Source organism: Streptomyces griseosporeus, from assembly GCF_014656055.1.
GTDB lineage: Bacteria > Actinomycetota > Actinomycetes > Streptomycetales > Streptomycetaceae > Streptomyces > Streptomyces griseosporeus.
On record NZ_BNBR01000004.1, the window covers coordinates 407415 to 424049 of the forward strand.

Below are 16635 nucleotides of genomic sequence, written 5' to 3' on the forward strand. Positions count from 1 at the left end.
GGATGCGCACGCCACGCCACCCGCGGATGCCCACGCCTCGCAACCCCCGCACCTCACTCCCCTCCCTGTTCCCGCAGCGCCCTCGCCGGGTCCACCTGCCGCCGCGCCAGTACGGCGGTGACGGCGAGCGGCAGTGCGGCGACCGCCGTGAGCAGGACGGCCACCCGGCCCGCCGGCAGGACGACCAGGACGTCGGGGACGGGGCGGGTGGCCTCCGTGGTCAGCAGGATCAGCGGGATCACCGCCCGGGTCAGCAGGACGCCCAGCGCGCCGCCGACCGCGAGCGCCAGCGCGACCAGGACGCCGTGCTCGGCGGCGATCATGCGGGCGAGCCGGCGACGCCGGGCGCCGAGGGCGCGCAGCACCGCGAGTTCGGCGTCCCGTTCCCGCAGCGCACCGGCGGTGCTCACGGCGAACCCGACCGCGGCGAGCGCCGCCGCCACCCCGGCCGCCGCGGTGAACGCCGTCTCCGGGCCCGCCCCGAACGGGTCGTCCCGCAGCTGTCCGGCCAGCTCGTCGCGGACCAGCACCTGCCCCGGCTCCATGTCCGGCCAGGCCCGTACGACCGCCGCCACCCTGGCCGGGTCGGCGGTGCGCAGCCACCACTCGGTGGGCGCGACGGCGGCGCCGTAGCGGTCCTGGAGGACGCGGTTGACCGCGCGGAGGTCCACCAGCAGCGCCCCGCCGGCCTCGGAGGCGGCGGGGACGCCCGGGGCGCCCGCGGTCGTGGGCAGTTCCCGGACCGCGCGCACGATCCGCACCGGCACGGTCTCCCCGCCGAACGTCGCGTCCACCCGCTCCCCGACGCGCGCGCCCGCCGAGTCGAGGAAACGGTCGGTGGCCACGCCGGTCACCTCCGCCGCCCCGGGCCGTCCGGCCCGCAGCCGGACCGTCACCGTCCCGCTGGCCCAGGGGTCGTCCAGGGGGAGGAACCCGGTGCCGTACTCGACCGTCGGCGGCGCGGTCGAGGTCAGGCGCGCCCGGGTCGGCCGGCCTTTCCCGTCCGGGGAGAGGGAGCCGCCGTCGAGCCGGGAGACGACCGTCCAGGACGCGGGCAGCGGCAGCCGGCGCGCGGTGCCGTCGGCGGCTGTGGCGGTCAGCGCGTCGAGGGTGAGCCGGTGCCGCTCGCCCCGGCCGACCGGCTGCGGCAGCACCAGCTGGAGTCCGGTCAGGGTCAGCGGGCCGCGCAGGCCGCCGAGGCCGGGGGCGAGCGGGTGGGGGCGGCCGTCGGCGGGGAGCCGGCCGGCCGGCAGGTCGTAGGGGATGCCCCAGCGGTCCTGGAGCGTCAGCGTCACATCGGTGTCCGTCGGCGGTGTGCCGCCCGAGCCGCGCAGGGTCGCGGTCAGCCGCAGGGCGGCGGTGCCCGCGGGAACCGCCGCGCCGGCCGCGGTGCCCTTCGGGCCGAGCCCGGCCAGCAGCGGCCGTACCGGCTCGTCGGCGAGGTCGGGGCGCATCAGCAGCGCGTCCGCGGCGTGCGCGGTGTCCACGGCGAGGGCGGTGGCCTCGCGGTTCCCGGACAGTGGCAGCGAGGTGCGCAGCACGGGCGCCACCGCGTCGACGTGCGGGACGGCCGCGAGCTGTTCGGTGCGGGCCGGGCCGCCCTGCCCGCCGGACGTGACGCGTACGGCCGTCCCGGCGCGGAAGTCCGCCTGGTCCTCCTGTGAGCGGTCCCAGGAGGCGCCCTGCCCGACAGCCAGCATGCCGAGCGCGACGGCGAGCACCAGCAGCAGCACCGGTCCGGCCTGCCGTGCCGGGCGGCGGCTGAACTGCCAGCCCGCCAGGGCCGTCGTCAGCCCGCGCCCGCCGGCCGCCCGGCGCTCCGCGAGCCGCGCCGCCGGCGGCAGCAGCCGCAGCGTCACCACCGTGCCCGCGAGCAGCGCCAGCGCGGGCGCGGCGACCAGGAGCGGGTCGACGCCGAGGGCGCCGGTGCTGTCGTCGTTGACGGCGCTGCGGCTGTCCAGCTGCCAGTACGCCACCGCGGCCACCGCCAGCAGTCCGACGTCCGCCCCGGCCCGCACCGCGCCTGGCAGCGCACGCGCCCGGCCGACCCGCCAGCCGCTGCGGGTGAGCACGGGCACCGTCACCGCGAGCGCGCAGCCCAGCGCCGTACCGACCGTGACCAGCCACACGCCCGCGCCGCCCAGCGGCGGCACCTCCGGCCGCAGCCCGATCCGGGCGAGCGCGCCCTGCCCGGCCAGCAGCTTCGTCAGCGGCCCGGCGAGCGGCGGGGCGCACAGCACGGCCGGTACGGCGAGCAGCAGCGCCTCCAGCGCGGCCAGGCCCGCGATCCGCGCCCGGGACGCGCCGCGCGCCCGCAACAGCCGGGTCTCCGCGGTGCGTTCGGCGCTCAGCAGGCGGGCGACCAGCAGCAGCGCGCACGCCGCGAGCAGCACCAGCTGGAGCGCGACGATCAGCAGGGTCGAGCGGGAGACCAGCAGGGAGCGCTCGACGCGGTCCAGGACGTCGGGCAGCCCGGTCGTCGCGACCGTCGTGCCGCGCAGCGCGGACTGCTGCCGCAGGGAGGCCCCGCCGGTGCGGGCCGTCTCGCGCAGGGCGTCGATCCGGCCGGTGGTCAGCGCCGAGAAGTCGGCCGCGGCCAGCCATCCGGACTGGCCGGCGCTCACCCGGCCGCCGGTCAGCGCCCCGGCGTCGGTGAGCAGCGGGCCGTACGTCGTGAAGCCGGACTTCTTCACGCCGCGCCCGGCGAGGTCGTCCAGCCGCCAGTACGGGGCCGTGGTGTCGGCGGGCCGGTACACGCCGGTGATCTCCACCCGCACCGCCGGGCCGCCGAGCCGGTCGGCGAGGGTCAGCCGCGTCCCGGGCGCGAGGCGCAGCCGCTCGGCGGCGGCCCGGGGCAGCGCCACCTCGACGTCCGCCGTGCCGGGGCGCGGCAGCCGGCCCGACACCAGCCGCACCTGCGTGGGGTCGAGCGCCGCGAAGTGGGTGAGGTCCGGGTCCCCGGACCGGTGGCCGGGCAGCGCGTACGGCCCCGACCGCAGCAGTGTCCGCACGGTCACCGGCAGCCCGTCGAACGTCCTGCGCGCCTCCCGGCGTACGGCGCGGTCGGCGGCGGCGCGCTGCCCGGCCGGCACGTCGGCCTTGACGACCAGGGCGGTGTCGCCGGCGTTGCGCGGGTCGGCCAGGGCGTGCCGCAGCGCCGCGTCGCCGATCGCGCCCGTGTACGCGGTGAGCGTGGCGAGGACGGCCGTCGTCAGCAGGACGGTGAGCAGCGCGGCGGCCAGCAGCAGGCGGTGCGCCCGCGCGCGCAGCACGACGAAGCGTGCCAGTCCCCCGAACCCCGTCACCCGGCCCCCCGCCGTCGTCCCCCGCACTCCTGTCGCACGCCTGCCGTACGCGCCCCCGTGGGTCCGCCGCGTGCCCGCGTTGTCCAGACCTGTCGGCGATGGTGTCAGAGGGCGAGGGGCGCGGGTAAGCGGTTGTGGACCGGGCTTGACCGGATCGTGACCGGATTCCGGGGCACTGCGACCGGAATGCGGCGCTCAGGGGCTGGCAGTGGCTGTCAGCGGCTGTCAGCGGCGGGGCTCAGCCGGGGGTGTTCACCATCGAGGCCGCCGCGTACGTCAGGTAGTTCCACAGCGTGCGCTCGTGCTCCTCGGACAGCCCCAGCTCCTCGACGGCGACCCGCATGTGCTGCAGCCACGCGTCGTGCGCGGCCCGGTCGACGGTGAAGGGGGCGTGCCGCATCCGCAGGCGGGGGTGGCCGCGGTTCTCGCTGTAGGTGGTGGGGCCGCCCCAGTACTGGATGAGGAACAGGGTCAGCCGCTCCTCGGCCGGGCCCAGGTCCTCCTCCGGGTACATCGGCCGCAGCAGCGGGTCCTCGGCGACTCCCTGGTAGAAACGGTGGACGAGCCGGCGGAAGGTCTCCTCCCCGCCGACCTGCTCGTAGAAGGTCTGCTCCTGAAGCGTGCCGCGCCGAATCTCATTCACGTCCCCCATGGTCTCAGACGCGCGGACGGAGGACCTGAGGCTTAGGACCTGCCTCGGAGGCGCGTGGACGCCGGGCACCGATGGCGGGCGCGGCACTCGCCTCGCGGCGCCGCGGGCAGCACAGTGGAGGCATGGGCACGGACACGGCCGGCCGGGAGCTGGAGGACATCGCCGACGAGGCACGGGCGGAGCTGGTGCGCGCGATCGAGGCGAGCGGGGCCTTCGCCGGGGACCCGGCGTGGAAGGCGGCGTTCGCCGCGGTCCCGCGCCATCTGTTCGTGCCGTACTACTACGTGGCGGGCACCGCCGGATACGAACGCCGCTGGGGCGAGCACCCCGACCCCGCCGCCCGCGAGCGCTGGGTGCGCGGCGCCTACGACGACACCCCGCTGGCCACCCGCATGCGCGACGGCGAGCTGCTCTCCTCCAGCAGCCAGCCGTCCCTGATGGCGATGATGCTGGCCGAGCTGGACGTCGAGGAGGGCCACCGGGTCCTGGAGATCGGCGCCGGCACCGGCTACAACGCGGCCCTGCTGGCGTACCGCCTGGGCGACGCGCAGGTCACCACCGTCGACCTCGACCCGGAGATCACCGAGTCCGCCCGCCGGCACCTCGACGCCGCCGGCTTCCACCCGGCCGTCGTCACGGGCGACGGGGCGCGCGGGGTGCCCGAGCACGCCCCCTACGACAGGATCATCGCCACCTGCAGGCTGCCGTCGATCCCGCACGCCTGGCTCGGCCAGTGCCGGCCCGGCGGCCGGATCCTGACGCCGTTCGCCACCGGCGTGGTGGTGCTGACGATGCGGGACGACGGGCAGGCGGAGGGACGGTTCCTGGCCACGCCCGCCTACTTCGTGCCGCTGCGCGGCGAGGGCCGGCCCGGGCGGGAGCCCCCGCACCTGGCGGGGCTGCCGCGCCGGGCCCGGGAGAGCGACCTGTTCCGTTTCCTGCTGGCGCTGACCCGCGGCAGCCTCGACCCGGAGGAGGCGCACGCGCTGTGGGAGCGGGAGGGCATGCCCTCCCGCGAGCGGTACGGCCTCACGGTCGCCGGCGGGCGCGAGTGGGCGTGGCTGGACGATCCGGAGGGGCCGTACGTGTGGCCCCTTCCGGAGTCCGGGTAGGGCTTCTTCGGAGCGACAGCCGCCCGGCCGGGATCAGCCGCGGCGGATCGTGATCGTCGTCCAGGCGCCCACGTGCACCCGGTCGCCGTCCTGGAGCGGCACCGGCACGAACGGCTGGATCGGCTCCTCGGAGCCGTTCACCGTGGTGCCGTTCGTCGAGTTCTGGTCGACGACCGCCCAGCTGCCGTCCGGCTGCTGCACCAGCACCGCGTGCTGGTGCGAGACGCCCGGGTCCTCCGGCGGGACCGACAGGTCGATGTCGGGCGTCTCGCCGGTGGAGTGCCGGCGACGGCCGATGGTGACCTGGTTGCCGGTGAGCCGGCGCTGCTGCTCCGGCGAGTACGCGGGCAGGTTCAGGCCCGCGGCCTCCGGGCCGGAGCGCTGCATCATCGCCATGAAGTACTCGCGGTCCGGGCCGATGGTCGCCGTCCACGTCGCCGGCCCCTGCGGCTGCTGCGGGAACGCCTGGTGGGGCGCGGGCGGGGCCTGGGTGGCGCCGGGCTGCGGGTAGCCGTAGCCGCCGGGCGCACCGGGGCCGCCGGGGCCACCGGGTCCGCCCTGGCCGCCGGGGGTGTTCGACGGCGGGCTGATCACCCAGTCGTCCTCACCGCCGCCGAAGGACGGTCCGGACGGCGCCGGACGCTGCTGTTCCTGCGGGAAACCGTGCGGGGCACCCTGGCCGCCCGGCCCGGTCGGACCGTTCGGCTGGTGGAACGCCTGCGGTGCGCCCGAGGTCGCCCCCGGACCGGCGGGCGGCGTCGGCCCGGGCGGCGGCGGGACCGGCCGCGAGGGGTCGGCACCGAAGGAAGGGGGACCGGAGGGGCCGGCCGGGCTGCCGGGGCCACCCGGAGCACCGGGGCCGCCGTACGGGCCGGGGCCGCCGGACGCGCCGGGGCCACCAGGCCCGCCGGGACCGCCGAAGGGGCCGGGCCCGCCAGGCCCGCCGGGACCACCCGCACCCGGGAACGCGCCGGGACCGCCCGGACCGCCGGGACCACCGGGGCCGCCCGGACCACCCTGGCCACCAGGACCGTTCGGCCCCCCGAAGGGACCGGGACCGCCGGGGCCGCCCTGGCCCGGCATCCCCGTCGGACCCTGCGGCTCGCCGCCGAACGGGCTCGGCGGGATCGGCTCGGCCGGGCGGTTGACCTGGCTCGGGCGCGAGTGCTGGTAGTCGAAGGCGTCACCGCCGCCGTACGAGGGCCCCGGACCCTGCGGACCGGGACCGGGTCCCTGCGGGCCGGGGGCCTGCGGGAAGCGCGGCCCGGGACCGGGCGCCGTCGCCGACGGGCGCGGCGCGGCCGGGGTGTACGAGGTCGCCGTGTTGGTCAGGAAGTTCCACCGGCACTCCTCGCAGAACGGCGCACCGCCCTCACGGGGCGTACGGCACTGCGGGCACAGCTCCGGCTCGGGTTCCGCGGCGGACGGGCGGCCGGGGCCGCCCGGAGCGGGCGGCGGGAAGCCGTAGCCACCGCCGGCCGGGGGCGGCGGAGGGGGCGGCGGAGGTACGGCACCGGCCATGCGGTGACCGCAGACCTCGCACCAGTCGTCGGAACCCGACTGGTGTCCGTTCGGGCAGGTCGGCATGTCGGCGCGTCCTTCCTCGTCCTTCTGGGCCTGGCGGCGTCACTTCTTCACGCGAACTGTCTTGGTGGACCGGGTCTCGAGCGTCATCTCGTCGGCCTCCGCGACCTTCGCCTTCAGTCGCACAGTACCTGTCGCCGCGTCGACCACGTCCACCACCTTCGCAAGCAGTTTCGCAGTATCGGCGTTCCCCGAGGCACTGGCGAGCTGAACAGCGCGCCCCAGTTTGGCCGTTGCTCCATCTATATCGCCCGCTTTGCGCAGATCGAGCCCTTGCTGGATGGCCTGTGCCAGTTCGGCCTGCCCGGTGTAGTGGGCGACCTGGGGGTTGATCGACGTCGAGGCGACCATGTCGTCGGTCCACACGGCCCGTACGAGCCCCTGCGCGCCCAGGTTCTGCACCGAGCCGTCGGGCTGCGGGACCACCAGCGAGACGCGGGCCGCGAGCATCTCCCGGCCGACGGCGGCGGCCGGAACCTCCACGCAGAGGTGGTAGTCACGGGACTCGTCGCCCCAGGAACCGGTGGGGTAGTCACCGGCCCGCGGGCCCGCCTCGGTGCGCCGGTCGGTCAACTCCTCCACGGTGGGCGCGACCTGCTTGACGAACTTGATGGTGGTGCCGACCGGCGTCCACAGCCTGAGGGCGACGTCCGCGACCTCCTTGCCCATCGCCGTCTCCATCATCCGCGTGAAGTCCGCGGCGAGCCCGGCCGGGTCGGCGACGATGTCGGCGGAGCCGAGGAGCGCGGAGGCGATGCCTGTGACTTCTTTCACTTCCCAGTCGGTGCCCACGCCCCGCGCGTCACAGGTGAACCGCCCGGCGCAGTCGTCGAGCGCGGCCTTCAGGTCCTGCGGCGACTCGTGCTCGTTGCGGCCGTCGGTGAGCAGGATGCCGTGCCGGATGGCGACGTCCGCCGAGGACAGCAGCCGGTCGGCGAGCCGCAGCCAGGTCCCGATCGCCGTGCCGCCGCCCGCACTGAGCTTGCGCAGCGCCTGCTTGGCCTGGTCGCGGGTGGTGGCGTCGGCGACCGCGAGGCGCCCGCCGCCCGGGTAGACCTCCTTGGCCACGTGCGTGCCGCCGATCACCGCGAAGTGCACGCCGTCGCGCAGGGTGTCGATCGCGGCGGCCGTCGCGTCGCGGGCGTTGCGCATCTTGGTCGGCGGGTAGTCCATCGAGCCGGAGCAGTCCACCATGACCGCCACGGCCGCCGAAGGGCCCTGACCGGGCGCATACAGGTGGGGCGCCGCCACCGCGCCGCCGACGGTGCCGCCGCCCGTCGCCGTCACCGTGACGATGGCGTTGACCTCGCGGCCGCCCTCGGGCAGGTACTCGTTCTGGTACACGTCGACCGAGAACTGCGGCACGTTCGACTTCGAGAAATTGGCCATGCCTGATCGCATCCCCCTTGACCGCCCCACCCCCGTGAGGCGACGACTGTGACGCGGACCGGTCCCCTCCGGTCCGCGTGCGGCTTGTCGGTGGCCGGGCCGGCCCCGGCGGGCGAGGCCTCCCCGTCCTTACGGCCTCAGGCCGATCCTGCCCCCTGCGGCGGTGCGGGGAACGGCACGACGGCCACTGTTACGTTGTCGTGGCCCCCGCCGTCGAGCGCGTGACCGACCAGCACGCGGGCGCTGTGCAGCGGGCGTACGGCCGCGTCAGGCGGGAGCACGCCCGCCATCTGCTCGGCCGACTCCGCGTAGTTCCACAGGCCGTCCGTGCACACAACGACGACGCCCGGCCGGTCCGGCTTGAACGACGCGGTGTGCGGCTCCAGTTCGTAGGCGTCGGCGCCGAGCCAGCCGGTGATCGCGTGGGCGCGCTCGTCGGCGTACGCCTCGGCCTCGTTCATCAGGCCCGCGGCGACCATCTGCGCCGCCCAGGAGTCGTCCTCGGTGAGCCGGGCGGCGGGCGCGGTGCGGTCGGCGGGCACCCAGTAGGCGCGGCTGTCGCCGACCCAGCCGACGACGAGGAGGCCCTGGGCCACCACGGCGCCGACGATCGTGCACGCGGGCGCGTTCTGGTGCGGGGCGTGCTCACGGGCCGTCGCGGGCTCGTTGGCCAGTGAGTTGACCGCGCGGGAGGCGGCGACGATCGCGTCGTGCATCGCCTGCTGCGGGTGCGTGCCCTGGGGCAGCGCGGCCAGCAGCGACTCGCCGGCGGCACGGGACGCGGCGAGCGAGGCGTCGTCGGGGCGGGTCGCGGAGGACACGCCGTCGCAGACGATCGCCAGGCACGCCTCGGTGCCGTCGGGCAGCGTGGTGTGGCCGACCGCGAAGGCGTCCTCGTTGCGGTGGTGGCGCAGGCCGCGGTCGCTGACGGCGGCCACCGGGCCCGACTCCTGCTCCATGTGGTCGCGTTCGCGCGGCTGGGCGTGCCCGCAGTTCTCGCAGTAGCCGTCGCCGTCCACCCGGCCGGACCGGCACGCCACGCACAAGGCGGCCTCGTCGGCGGCCTCGGCCGCCTCAGCGGCGACCCGCGGATCGGGCGCCTGCAGCGGGTACTCCTCGGGCTCGTCCGGCCGGTCGAACCGGACCCCGGCGGCCGCCTCCGGCACGGCGGCGGGGGGTACGGCGGCGGGGGCCGGGCCCGCAGACGGTACGGCGGTGGGGGCGGGGGCCGCCGGAGGCGCGGGGGGCGCTGCGGGCGGGGGCGGCGGGGGGACGCCGGGGCCCTGCTGCGGGGCACCGGGTACGTCCGGTCCCGCACCGGGGTGCCCGGGCGGCGGGGTACCGGGTACGCCCGGTCCCGCACCGAAGTGCCCCTGCTGCGCTGCCCCGGGCCCGGCGGGCGCCGTACCCGGGTGGCCCGGCTGGGCGGGCAGGCCGGTGCCGTCCGCGGCGGTGCCCGCCGCCGGGGCTTCGGCGCCGTACGGCCACGCGCCCGGCGCCGGGACCGGTGGGGCCACCCAGTCGGCGGCCGTGGGTGCCGCGGGCGGTCGCGGCGCCGGCGGTGTGCCGTTCATGGTGAGCGTCGGATGGTCGGGCTGCGGCGCGGCGACGGCGGACAGGTCGTATCCGCACGCACCGCAGAAACGGTCACCCGACTCGAGCGGTTCCGCGCAGCTCGGGCACTCCGACACAGCGGCCTGCTGGGGCATCTGCGACATCAACTACACCCACGTCCGGGGGCGGTAACGGTTGGCACGTTCCACCAGGTCGATCCTCTCCTCGCCGCCGGGCGCGAGCCGGGCCAGCGTGCGGTACGAGCGCTCCAGGCCGAAGCGCAGGCCCCGTTCGTCCAGTTCGCTGCCGAGCAGCACCCGCCGGGCGCCGGGCGCGTCGGCCCGGCCACCGGAGAGTACCCAGTCCAGCGCGGAGCCGAGCACCTCGGTGGCCAGCTGCTCACGCCGCGTCGGGTCCAGACCGTACGCGTCCAGCGCCTCGACCTGCGCCGCGGCGGCGCCGAGGTCCTCCACGAACGACAGGTCGGCGGCGAGCGCGGCGCGCTGCCGCAGCCGCGCCCGCACCGCGGCCACCCGCGCGGCCGTGTAGTGGATGGAGGACTCCGGCACCGACTCCAGCGTCGTCACGGCGCCGCGCCGGTCCCCGGCCGCGAGCTGCACCCGGGCCAGGCCGAACGCGGCGCTCACACAGCTCGGGTCGGTCGACCACACCAGCCGGTAGTACTCGGCGGCGTTGTCCAGCTGGCCCAGCACCTCCGCGCACAGCGCGAGCGCCAGCTTGGGCGCCGTCTCACCGGGGAACGCGTCGTACACCGCGTCGAAGGCGACCGCGGCGCCCTCGTGGTCGCCGGTGACCAGCGCGGCCACGCCGCGGTACCACACCACCCGCCAGTCGTCGGGGTGATCGGCCTCCAGCTCCTCCAACTGCCGCAGCGCGGCGTCCGGTTCGCCCATCTCCAGGCGGGCCCGCAGCTCCCGCAGCCGCAGCTCCGTCGATCTCGCGGGCGCGGCGTGCAGCGCGGCGATCAGCTCGGCCGACGCCGAGCCCATCAGGCCCGCCAGGAAACCGGCGTTGGGGTCGGAGGGGTCGACCCGCGGCACCGGCAGCGCGAGCGCCGCGGGGGCCACGGCGACCGGCTTGACCAGGGCCGGGACGGCAGCCGCGGGCGGCGGCGGCACAAAGAGGCCGTTCCGCGGCGCGGGGACGGTGCTCGGGGGTGCGGGGAGGCCGTGGGGCTGTGCGGGGCGGCTGCTCGGCGGTACGGCCGCTGCCGCCGGTGCGGCGGACGCTGCCGGTGCGGCGGGCCGCCGCCTGCCGTTGACCGCACGCGCCCCCAGCCGGGACACGTCCCCGTCCAGCCGCGGGAACAGCACCGTGTCCGTGACCCTGACCTCCGGCCCGAACAGCGTGGACAGCGCGGGACGGGCGCGGCCCGTCTGCAGCGAGACCACCTCGCGCAGCACACCGGTCAGCTGCTCGGCCATCTCCTGCGCGGAGGCGAACCGGCGGGCCGGGTCGGGGTCGGTGGCGCGCACCAGCAGCCGGTAGAAGGACTCGTACTGCCGGAAGACCTCGATGGAGTCCGGGTCGGGCAGCGAGTCGGCGTAGACGTTGGTGTAGCCCTGGAAGTCGAAGGTGAGGACCGCCAGCGTGCGGCCCACCGTGTACAGGTCGGACGCCACCGACGGGCCGATCTCCGCGACCTCCGGCGCCTGGTAGCCGATCGTGCCGTAGATCGCCGACTCGTCGTCGTCCATGCGGCGCACCGCGCCCATGTCGATCAGCTTGAGCTGGTCCTCGGTCTGGATGGCGTTGTCGACCTTGAAGTCGCAGTACAGCAGGTTGCGGCTGTGCAGATGGCCGAGCGCCTCCAGCGCCTCGATGCCGTACGCGCACGCCTGCTCCACCGGCAGCGGGTCGCGCCGCCCGTCGGGCGTGCGGCGCGCGTTGGCGATCTCCTTCAGCGACTTGCCGCCGACGTACTCCATGACGATGTAGCCGTCGAGGGAGCCGGTGCGCTGGTCGAGGTGCTCGACGAAGTTGTAGATCCGCACGATGTTGGCGTGCTCGATCTCCGCGAGGAACCGCCGCTCGGAGATCGCCGCGGCCATCGCGTCCTGGTCCCCGGTGTCGAGCAGGCCCTTGAGGACCACCCAGCGGTCGGCGACCGCCCGGTCCACCGCCAGGTAGATCCAGCCCAGCCCGCCGTGCGCGAGACAGCCCGCCACCTCGTACTGGCCGTGCACCACGTCCCCGGCCTTCAGCTTCGGCACGAAGGAGTACGGGTGGCCGCACTTGGTGCAGAAACCTTCCGTACGGCCCGGACGGCCGCCGCGCGCCCGTCCGACCGGTGCCCCGCAGTCCGAGCGGGAGCAGTACCGCTTGCGCTCGGGCACCTCCGGGTTCTCCAGCACCATCGCGCGCGGGTCGGGCCGCGGCACCTGCGGCACCTCCACCAGCCCCGCGCCGAGCCGGCTGCGGGCCGAGGAGGCGGCGGAGGAGCCGGAGCTGCGCACCGACACCGAGCGGCTCGCCGACAGCCCGGACACCGAGCGCGACAGGCGTCCCGGCACCGAGCGGCGCGACTTCGACGACTGCGACGACGTACCCGAGCCGCGGGTGCCGCGGGCGCTGCCGCTGCCCGCCGAGCCGCGGCCGCCACCGGTGATCCCGGTCGGCGCCGAGCCGACCAGGCCGGTCGCCGACACCACCGGCGCCAGCCCGCACGTGTCGCAGTACAGCTCGCCGCCGCCGACGTCCTCGTACGACCCGTCGCACCCCGGCCGCTGGCACGTCTGCCCTGCCTGACTCATGACGGCTCCCCCCTGGAGTCATGCGGACCGTACTGCCGGGGCACCGCGGAGGCGCCCGGTCCGCCGAGCGCCTCGGCCGCCGCCTGCTGGTAGCGCAGCACGGCCTGTTCGGCGACGCGCAGGTCGCAGGGCGCGCTCCACAGCATGCGGCGCGCCTTCTCGTACCGCTCGACCAGCTCCGGCTCCTCCGCCAGCCCGTGCCGGGCCACCTTCGCCTTGTAGGCGTCGAGCCGGCCACGCAGCTCGGCGCGGACCGCGAGCGGCGCGGTGACCGCCGTCAGCGACTCACGGGCGCGCAGCAGCTCCTCCTCCGCCTTCTCCTCCAGCCGCTCCAGCAGCGGCGACAGCCGGTGCCACTGCGCGTGTCTGCGGTACTCGGCGGCCGTCGCCAGCTGCTCCTGCAGCGCGGTCGGCGGTCCGCTGACCACCGGCACCTCCGTCGCCGCGATCTTCGCCAGCACCTCGCCGCGCGCGGTGCGGGCCTCGGCGAGCGTGCGGTCCGCGCGCGAGAGGACATCGCGCAGCCGCACCAGCCGCTTCTCCGCGTCCTGCCGCACCGTCAGCACGGCGTCGATCTCCCGGCGCACGTCCTCCAGGGCGCGCGCCTCACGGTCGTACACCGTGGTGTCAGGCCGGCCGCCGCCCGGCGCCGAACTGCCCTGCGCGGGCACCCAGAACGCCAGCGGGTCGCTGATCACCTGCTCCCGCAGCCGGGTCAGCGTGCGCGTGATGCGCTCCAGGTCGTCCCCGGCCGGGTGCTCGCCGGGGCGCACCCCGACCGAGTGCGCCAGCTGCCGGGTGCGCTGGAGTTCCGCGGCCAGTAAATCGATCCGCGCGGGCAGCGCCGACCACACCGCGTCGGCGGCCACGACCACGTCCAGCGAGGCCGCGTACAGCTCGTTCATCCGGTCCACCAGCGCCGACAGCGAGTACCGCTCGCTGAGCCGGCCCGGACCGCCGTGCAGCGTCGGCGCGCCCGCGACCGCCGCCGCCGAACCGGCCACCGTCACGGCCTCGCCGCGCAGCAGCCCGGTCAGCTCCACCAGGTCCTCGCGGCTGGACCAGCGGCGCCGCGAGCGGATCTCCCGGGCGGAGCGCAGCGCGCCGGAGTACGCGTCGAAGTACGCCCACAGCAGCGTGATCGACGCCTCCGTGGCCGCCCAGCGCTCCGCGGTGACGCCCGTCAGCGCGGCGCCCTCCAGCAGTCTGCGGCCCGCGTGGTCCTGGAGGGCGAGCAGCGACGTCTCGATCGCCTCGTGCTCGGCGCCGAGCCGTGCCAGCGCACGGTCCACCTCGTCCCGGTCCATCACCGGCCCGGCGGGGTCCGTGACGCCCATCGATCACCTCTCGCTGCTGTGTCGGATCTCTGCCCTGTGCTTGCCCTGTGCCGGTCCCGATGTCGTTCGCGTGGTCGTCGGGCCTTTCCGCCGTCCCGTCAGCTCGTGCGCAGGTACTGGGGCGCGGGCGGCTTCGACGCCGTCGAATCCTTCCCCAGTGTCGCCGACAGCCATGTGTCGTACGACGTCTGCCAGCCGTTCCTGCCGTAGTCCACCAGGGTCTGGTTGACCCGGCGTACCAGATCGTCGGCGTCCTTCTTCATCGCCACGCCGTAGAACTCGGTGGTGAACGCCTTGCCCTTCAGCTCCACCGTCGGGTCCTGCGCGGCCTGGCTCGCCGCGAGCGCGCCGTCGGTCACCACCGCGTCGACCTCGCCCAACTGCAGCCTGACCAGGCAGTCCAGCTGGTTCGGCACGGTCGTGGAGATGTCCGCGGAGGCCGGCAGCCGGCCTGTGCGCCGGTCCTCCTCCAGCGTGGTGTACGCCGTCGAACCGGCCGCCGTGCAGATCCGCTTGCCGGCGAGCGAGCCGTCGTAGCCGGTGATCGCCGACGACTTCGGCGCGAGGACCTGCTGGCCCGTCCTGAAGTACGGCGCGGAGAAGGCCACTTCGCCGATGCGGGCGCAGCTGATCGTCATCGTGCGCACCACCATGTCGACCCGGCCGTCCTGGATGGCAGGGATGCGCTGGTCGGTGGGTATCGCCTTGAACTGCACCGCGTCCGGGTCGCCGAGGATGTCCGCGGCGATCCGGTGCGCGAGGTCGATGTCGAAGCCCTCCAGCTGCGCGCCCTCGTTGTTGGGGTCGCGGTAGCCCCAGCGGTAGCTGTTCTGGTCGACGCCCACGATCAGCTTGCGCCTGGCGCCCGTACGGTTCTTGATCGCCTCGATCGTCGGGCCGTCCGCGGCCGACGGGGACAGCGTCTGCTTCTGCGGGTCCTTGCAGTCCTCCGCGCGCGCGTGCACGCCCTCGGCGACGCCCTGGCCGCCGGTTTGCGCGTCGTCCGCGCCGCGGGACTGGGTCAGCGGCAGCAGCAGCACGAAGGCCAGCGCCAGGGCGCAGACCGCGGCCATCGCGGCGACCCCGCCCCAGCCCCTCAGCCCGGCCCGTGCGCGCCGCGCCCACATCGTCACGCCGCCGCCCTCCATCGCTTCGCCCCCTTCCATCGCTCCGCCCCCTCTCACCGGTACTCCGACAGCCTGCGCCCGATGCCGAGCAGCGCGCCCGCCGCGCCCAGCAGGGCGAGGACGGCGGCGCCCACCGGCAGGCCGCTCATCGCGTCCAGGCCGTCGCCCGCGGCCCGCTGGAACTCGCCCTGCTCGTGCGTCAGCGCCTTCGCCAGGTTGGCGTCGACGCTGTCGAAGCACTCGCCGGTCGCGCCCTTCGCGCCCGCGCTGCCCGGCGCGCCGATCACCTTGTCCAGCGCCTGCTCGTAGAAACCGTCCTCGTCGGCGGTGCGGGCGGTGGCGTGCCGCTTCTTCCACTCCGTCATGTTGCCGACGGCCGCGGTCACCGGCTGCTCGCCGCCGGCGTCGTCGGCGAGGCCGCGGGCCTGGGTGAGGGTGCGGCCGAGGAGGTCCATGTCCTTGCCGAAGTCGTAGTCGTACGCGTCGTACGTCCGGCCGCCCACCTTGACCGTCTCCGCGCCGCGCGCCACCAGCGTGAGGTTCTCGTTGCCCCGGGCCTTCAGGGAGGCGATGCGGGCGTCGTGCAGGACGTTGAGGGAGCGCACGCCGTGGTCGTAGGAGTCGTTCAGCGAGGCGCGGGCGAGGCTGTGGCCGACGACCAGCCACAGCAGGACGACCGTGGTGGCCGCGGTGGCCGCGACCAGGCCCTGGTTCAGGACGCGGTGCGTACGGCGGTAGTGGCGGTGCTGGGCCCAGGCGAGCGCGGCGAGCGCGGCGACGCCGAGGGCGATCGCGGGCCAGGGGTAGGGACGGGCGTCCGCGTAGTCCGCGGCGAGGCGCTGGTTCTCCTTCTTGTACAGGTCCTCCGCCGCCGGGAGCATGTCCTTCTGCATCTTCTCGTTGGCGTAGCGCAGGTACGCGCCGCCGACCGGGAAGCCCTGGCGGTTGTACGTGCGCGCGCGCTCCACCAGCCCCTTGTACTCCGGCAGGAGGCGGTTGAGGCGGGCGATGGTGTCCGCGGCGGGGGTGCCGGCGTCGGAGCTGTTCGCCGCGGTGATCAGGCCTGCGGCGGCCGTGCGGATGTCTCTCTCGTAGCGGTCGCGGGAGTCCTTGGTCTCCTGGCCGCCGGCCAGGAAGCCGCTGGAGGCGGCGGTGTTGGCGTCCGCGAGGGAGCGGTAGATGTCGGCTGCGGCCGAGCTGAGGGGCTGGCTCTTGTGGAGGACGTCGTCGGCTGCGGCGCTGCGGTCGGTCATCTGCCAGGCGGTGACGGCGCCGAAGGCGAGGACGAGGGCGGCGAGTACGGCGCCGATGATGCGGAGGCGGCCGGGTTCTGTGGTGGCGGCTGTGCGGAGGCGGGTGAGGCCTTCTGCGAATGCGGTGCGGTGGGGGGTGGTTGTGGGGGTGGGGGCGAGGGTGGGGGGCATGGGTGTGCCCTGTGGTGGTGCCGGGTTGCTCGTCGGCGTTCGTGTCACTGGTGACCTCCCCCATGGCCATTCGTCGCCGCAAGTATCCACGACTCCCTGCCCATGAATACGTCGGGGAGATCGGTTCGGTTCCCGGGGTTGTTCGTCTGCGGGTGCGTGGGGGCTGGTCGCGCAGTTCCCCGCGCCCCTATATGCCTGCGGCGGCCCGTGCGGGTGGCGCGGTGGCTGGTGTAGCGCCTTCCGCTGGTGGGTGGGTCGGGGCCGCGCCGGGGGGTATCCGTCCTCGGTGCGCCGCTGGGTACGGTCAAATTCGTGCCGCTTCTTTCCGGCGCCCGCTGCGGGCGGACACCCCCCGACACGTCCCCTTCCCGCCGTAC

10 protein-coding genes are annotated in these 16635 nt (G+C 75.7%); 1 reads left to right on the forward strand and 9 read right to left on the reverse strand.

What is annotated here, in order from left to right; genetic code table 11:
* Nucleotides 1-53: 53 nt before the first annotated feature.
* Together IE308_RS20860 and IE308_RS20865 are read right to left on the reverse strand one after the other, a co-directional pair.
* Nucleotides 54-3305, reverse strand: coding sequence for an FtsX-like permease family protein (locus IE308_RS20860; protein WP_190219091.1), 3252 nt, complete (start codon nucleotides 3303-3305; stop codon nucleotides 54-56).
* 238 nt (nucleotides 3306-3543) lie between these two features.
* On the reverse strand, nucleotides 3544-3957 hold the full coding sequence (locus IE308_RS20865) for a globin (RefSeq protein ID WP_110628230.1): 414 nt from the start codon (nucleotides 3955-3957) through the stop codon (nucleotides 3544-3546).
* A 122-nt stretch (nucleotides 3958-4079) separates the two neighbouring features.
* Here IE308_RS20865 and IE308_RS20870 point away from each other — a divergent pair, with 122 nt between their 5' ends.
* Nucleotides 4080-5069 (forward strand): methyltransferase domain-containing protein, encoded by a 990-nt coding sequence (locus IE308_RS20870; protein ID WP_190219092.1) that lies wholly within the window; start codon nucleotides 4080-4082, stop codon nucleotides 5067-5069.
* Between the two features lie 33 nt (nucleotides 5070-5102).
* On the opposite strand, the gene IE308_RS20875 is transcribed toward IE308_RS20870, so the two are convergent.
* The 7 genes from IE308_RS20875 to IE308_RS20905 all read right to left on the reverse strand — a co-directional run bounded on the left by IE308_RS20875 (nucleotide 5103) and on the right by IE308_RS20905 (nucleotide 16258).
* A complete protein-coding gene (locus IE308_RS20875; RefSeq protein ID WP_190219093.1) occupies nucleotides 5103-6656 on the reverse strand; it encodes an FHA domain-containing protein in 1554 nt (517 codons plus the stop codon).
* Nucleotides 6657-6695: 39 nt separating this feature from the next.
* A complete protein-coding gene (locus IE308_RS20880; RefSeq protein WP_190219094.1) occupies nucleotides 6696-8042 on the reverse strand; it encodes a vWA domain-containing protein in 1347 nt (448 codons plus the stop codon).
* Between the two features lie 137 nt (nucleotides 8043-8179).
* Nucleotides 8180-9760, reverse strand: a complete 1581-nt coding sequence (locus IE308_RS20885; RefSeq protein ID WP_190219095.1) for a PP2C family protein-serine/threonine phosphatase — start codon at nucleotides 9758-9760, stop codon at nucleotides 8180-8182.
* A gap of 3 nt (nucleotides 9761-9763) precedes the next feature.
* A complete protein-coding gene (locus IE308_RS20890) occupies nucleotides 9764-12370 on the reverse strand; it encodes a serine/threonine-protein kinase (RefSeq protein WP_190219096.1) in 2607 nt (868 codons plus the stop codon).
* Nucleotides 12367-13707: a hypothetical protein gene (locus IE308_RS20895; protein ID WP_190219097.1), complete on the reverse strand. Its 1341-nt coding sequence runs from the start codon at nucleotides 13705-13707 to the stop codon at nucleotides 12367-12369. Before IE308_RS20895 ends, IE308_RS20890 begins: the two co-directional genes overlap by 4 nt.
* 98 nt (nucleotides 13708-13805) lie before the next feature.
* Nucleotides 13806-14834 (reverse strand): glutamate ABC transporter substrate-binding protein, encoded by a 1029-nt coding sequence (locus IE308_RS20900; protein WP_190219390.1) that lies wholly within the window; start codon nucleotides 14832-14834, stop codon nucleotides 13806-13808.
* A gap of 53 nt (nucleotides 14835-14887) precedes the next feature.
* On the reverse strand, nucleotides 14888-16258 hold the full coding sequence (locus IE308_RS20905) for a GlnX family signal transduction membrane protein (protein WP_190219098.1): 1371 nt from the start codon (nucleotides 16256-16258) through the stop codon (nucleotides 14888-14890).
* Nucleotides 16259-16635: the final 377 nt, after the last annotated feature.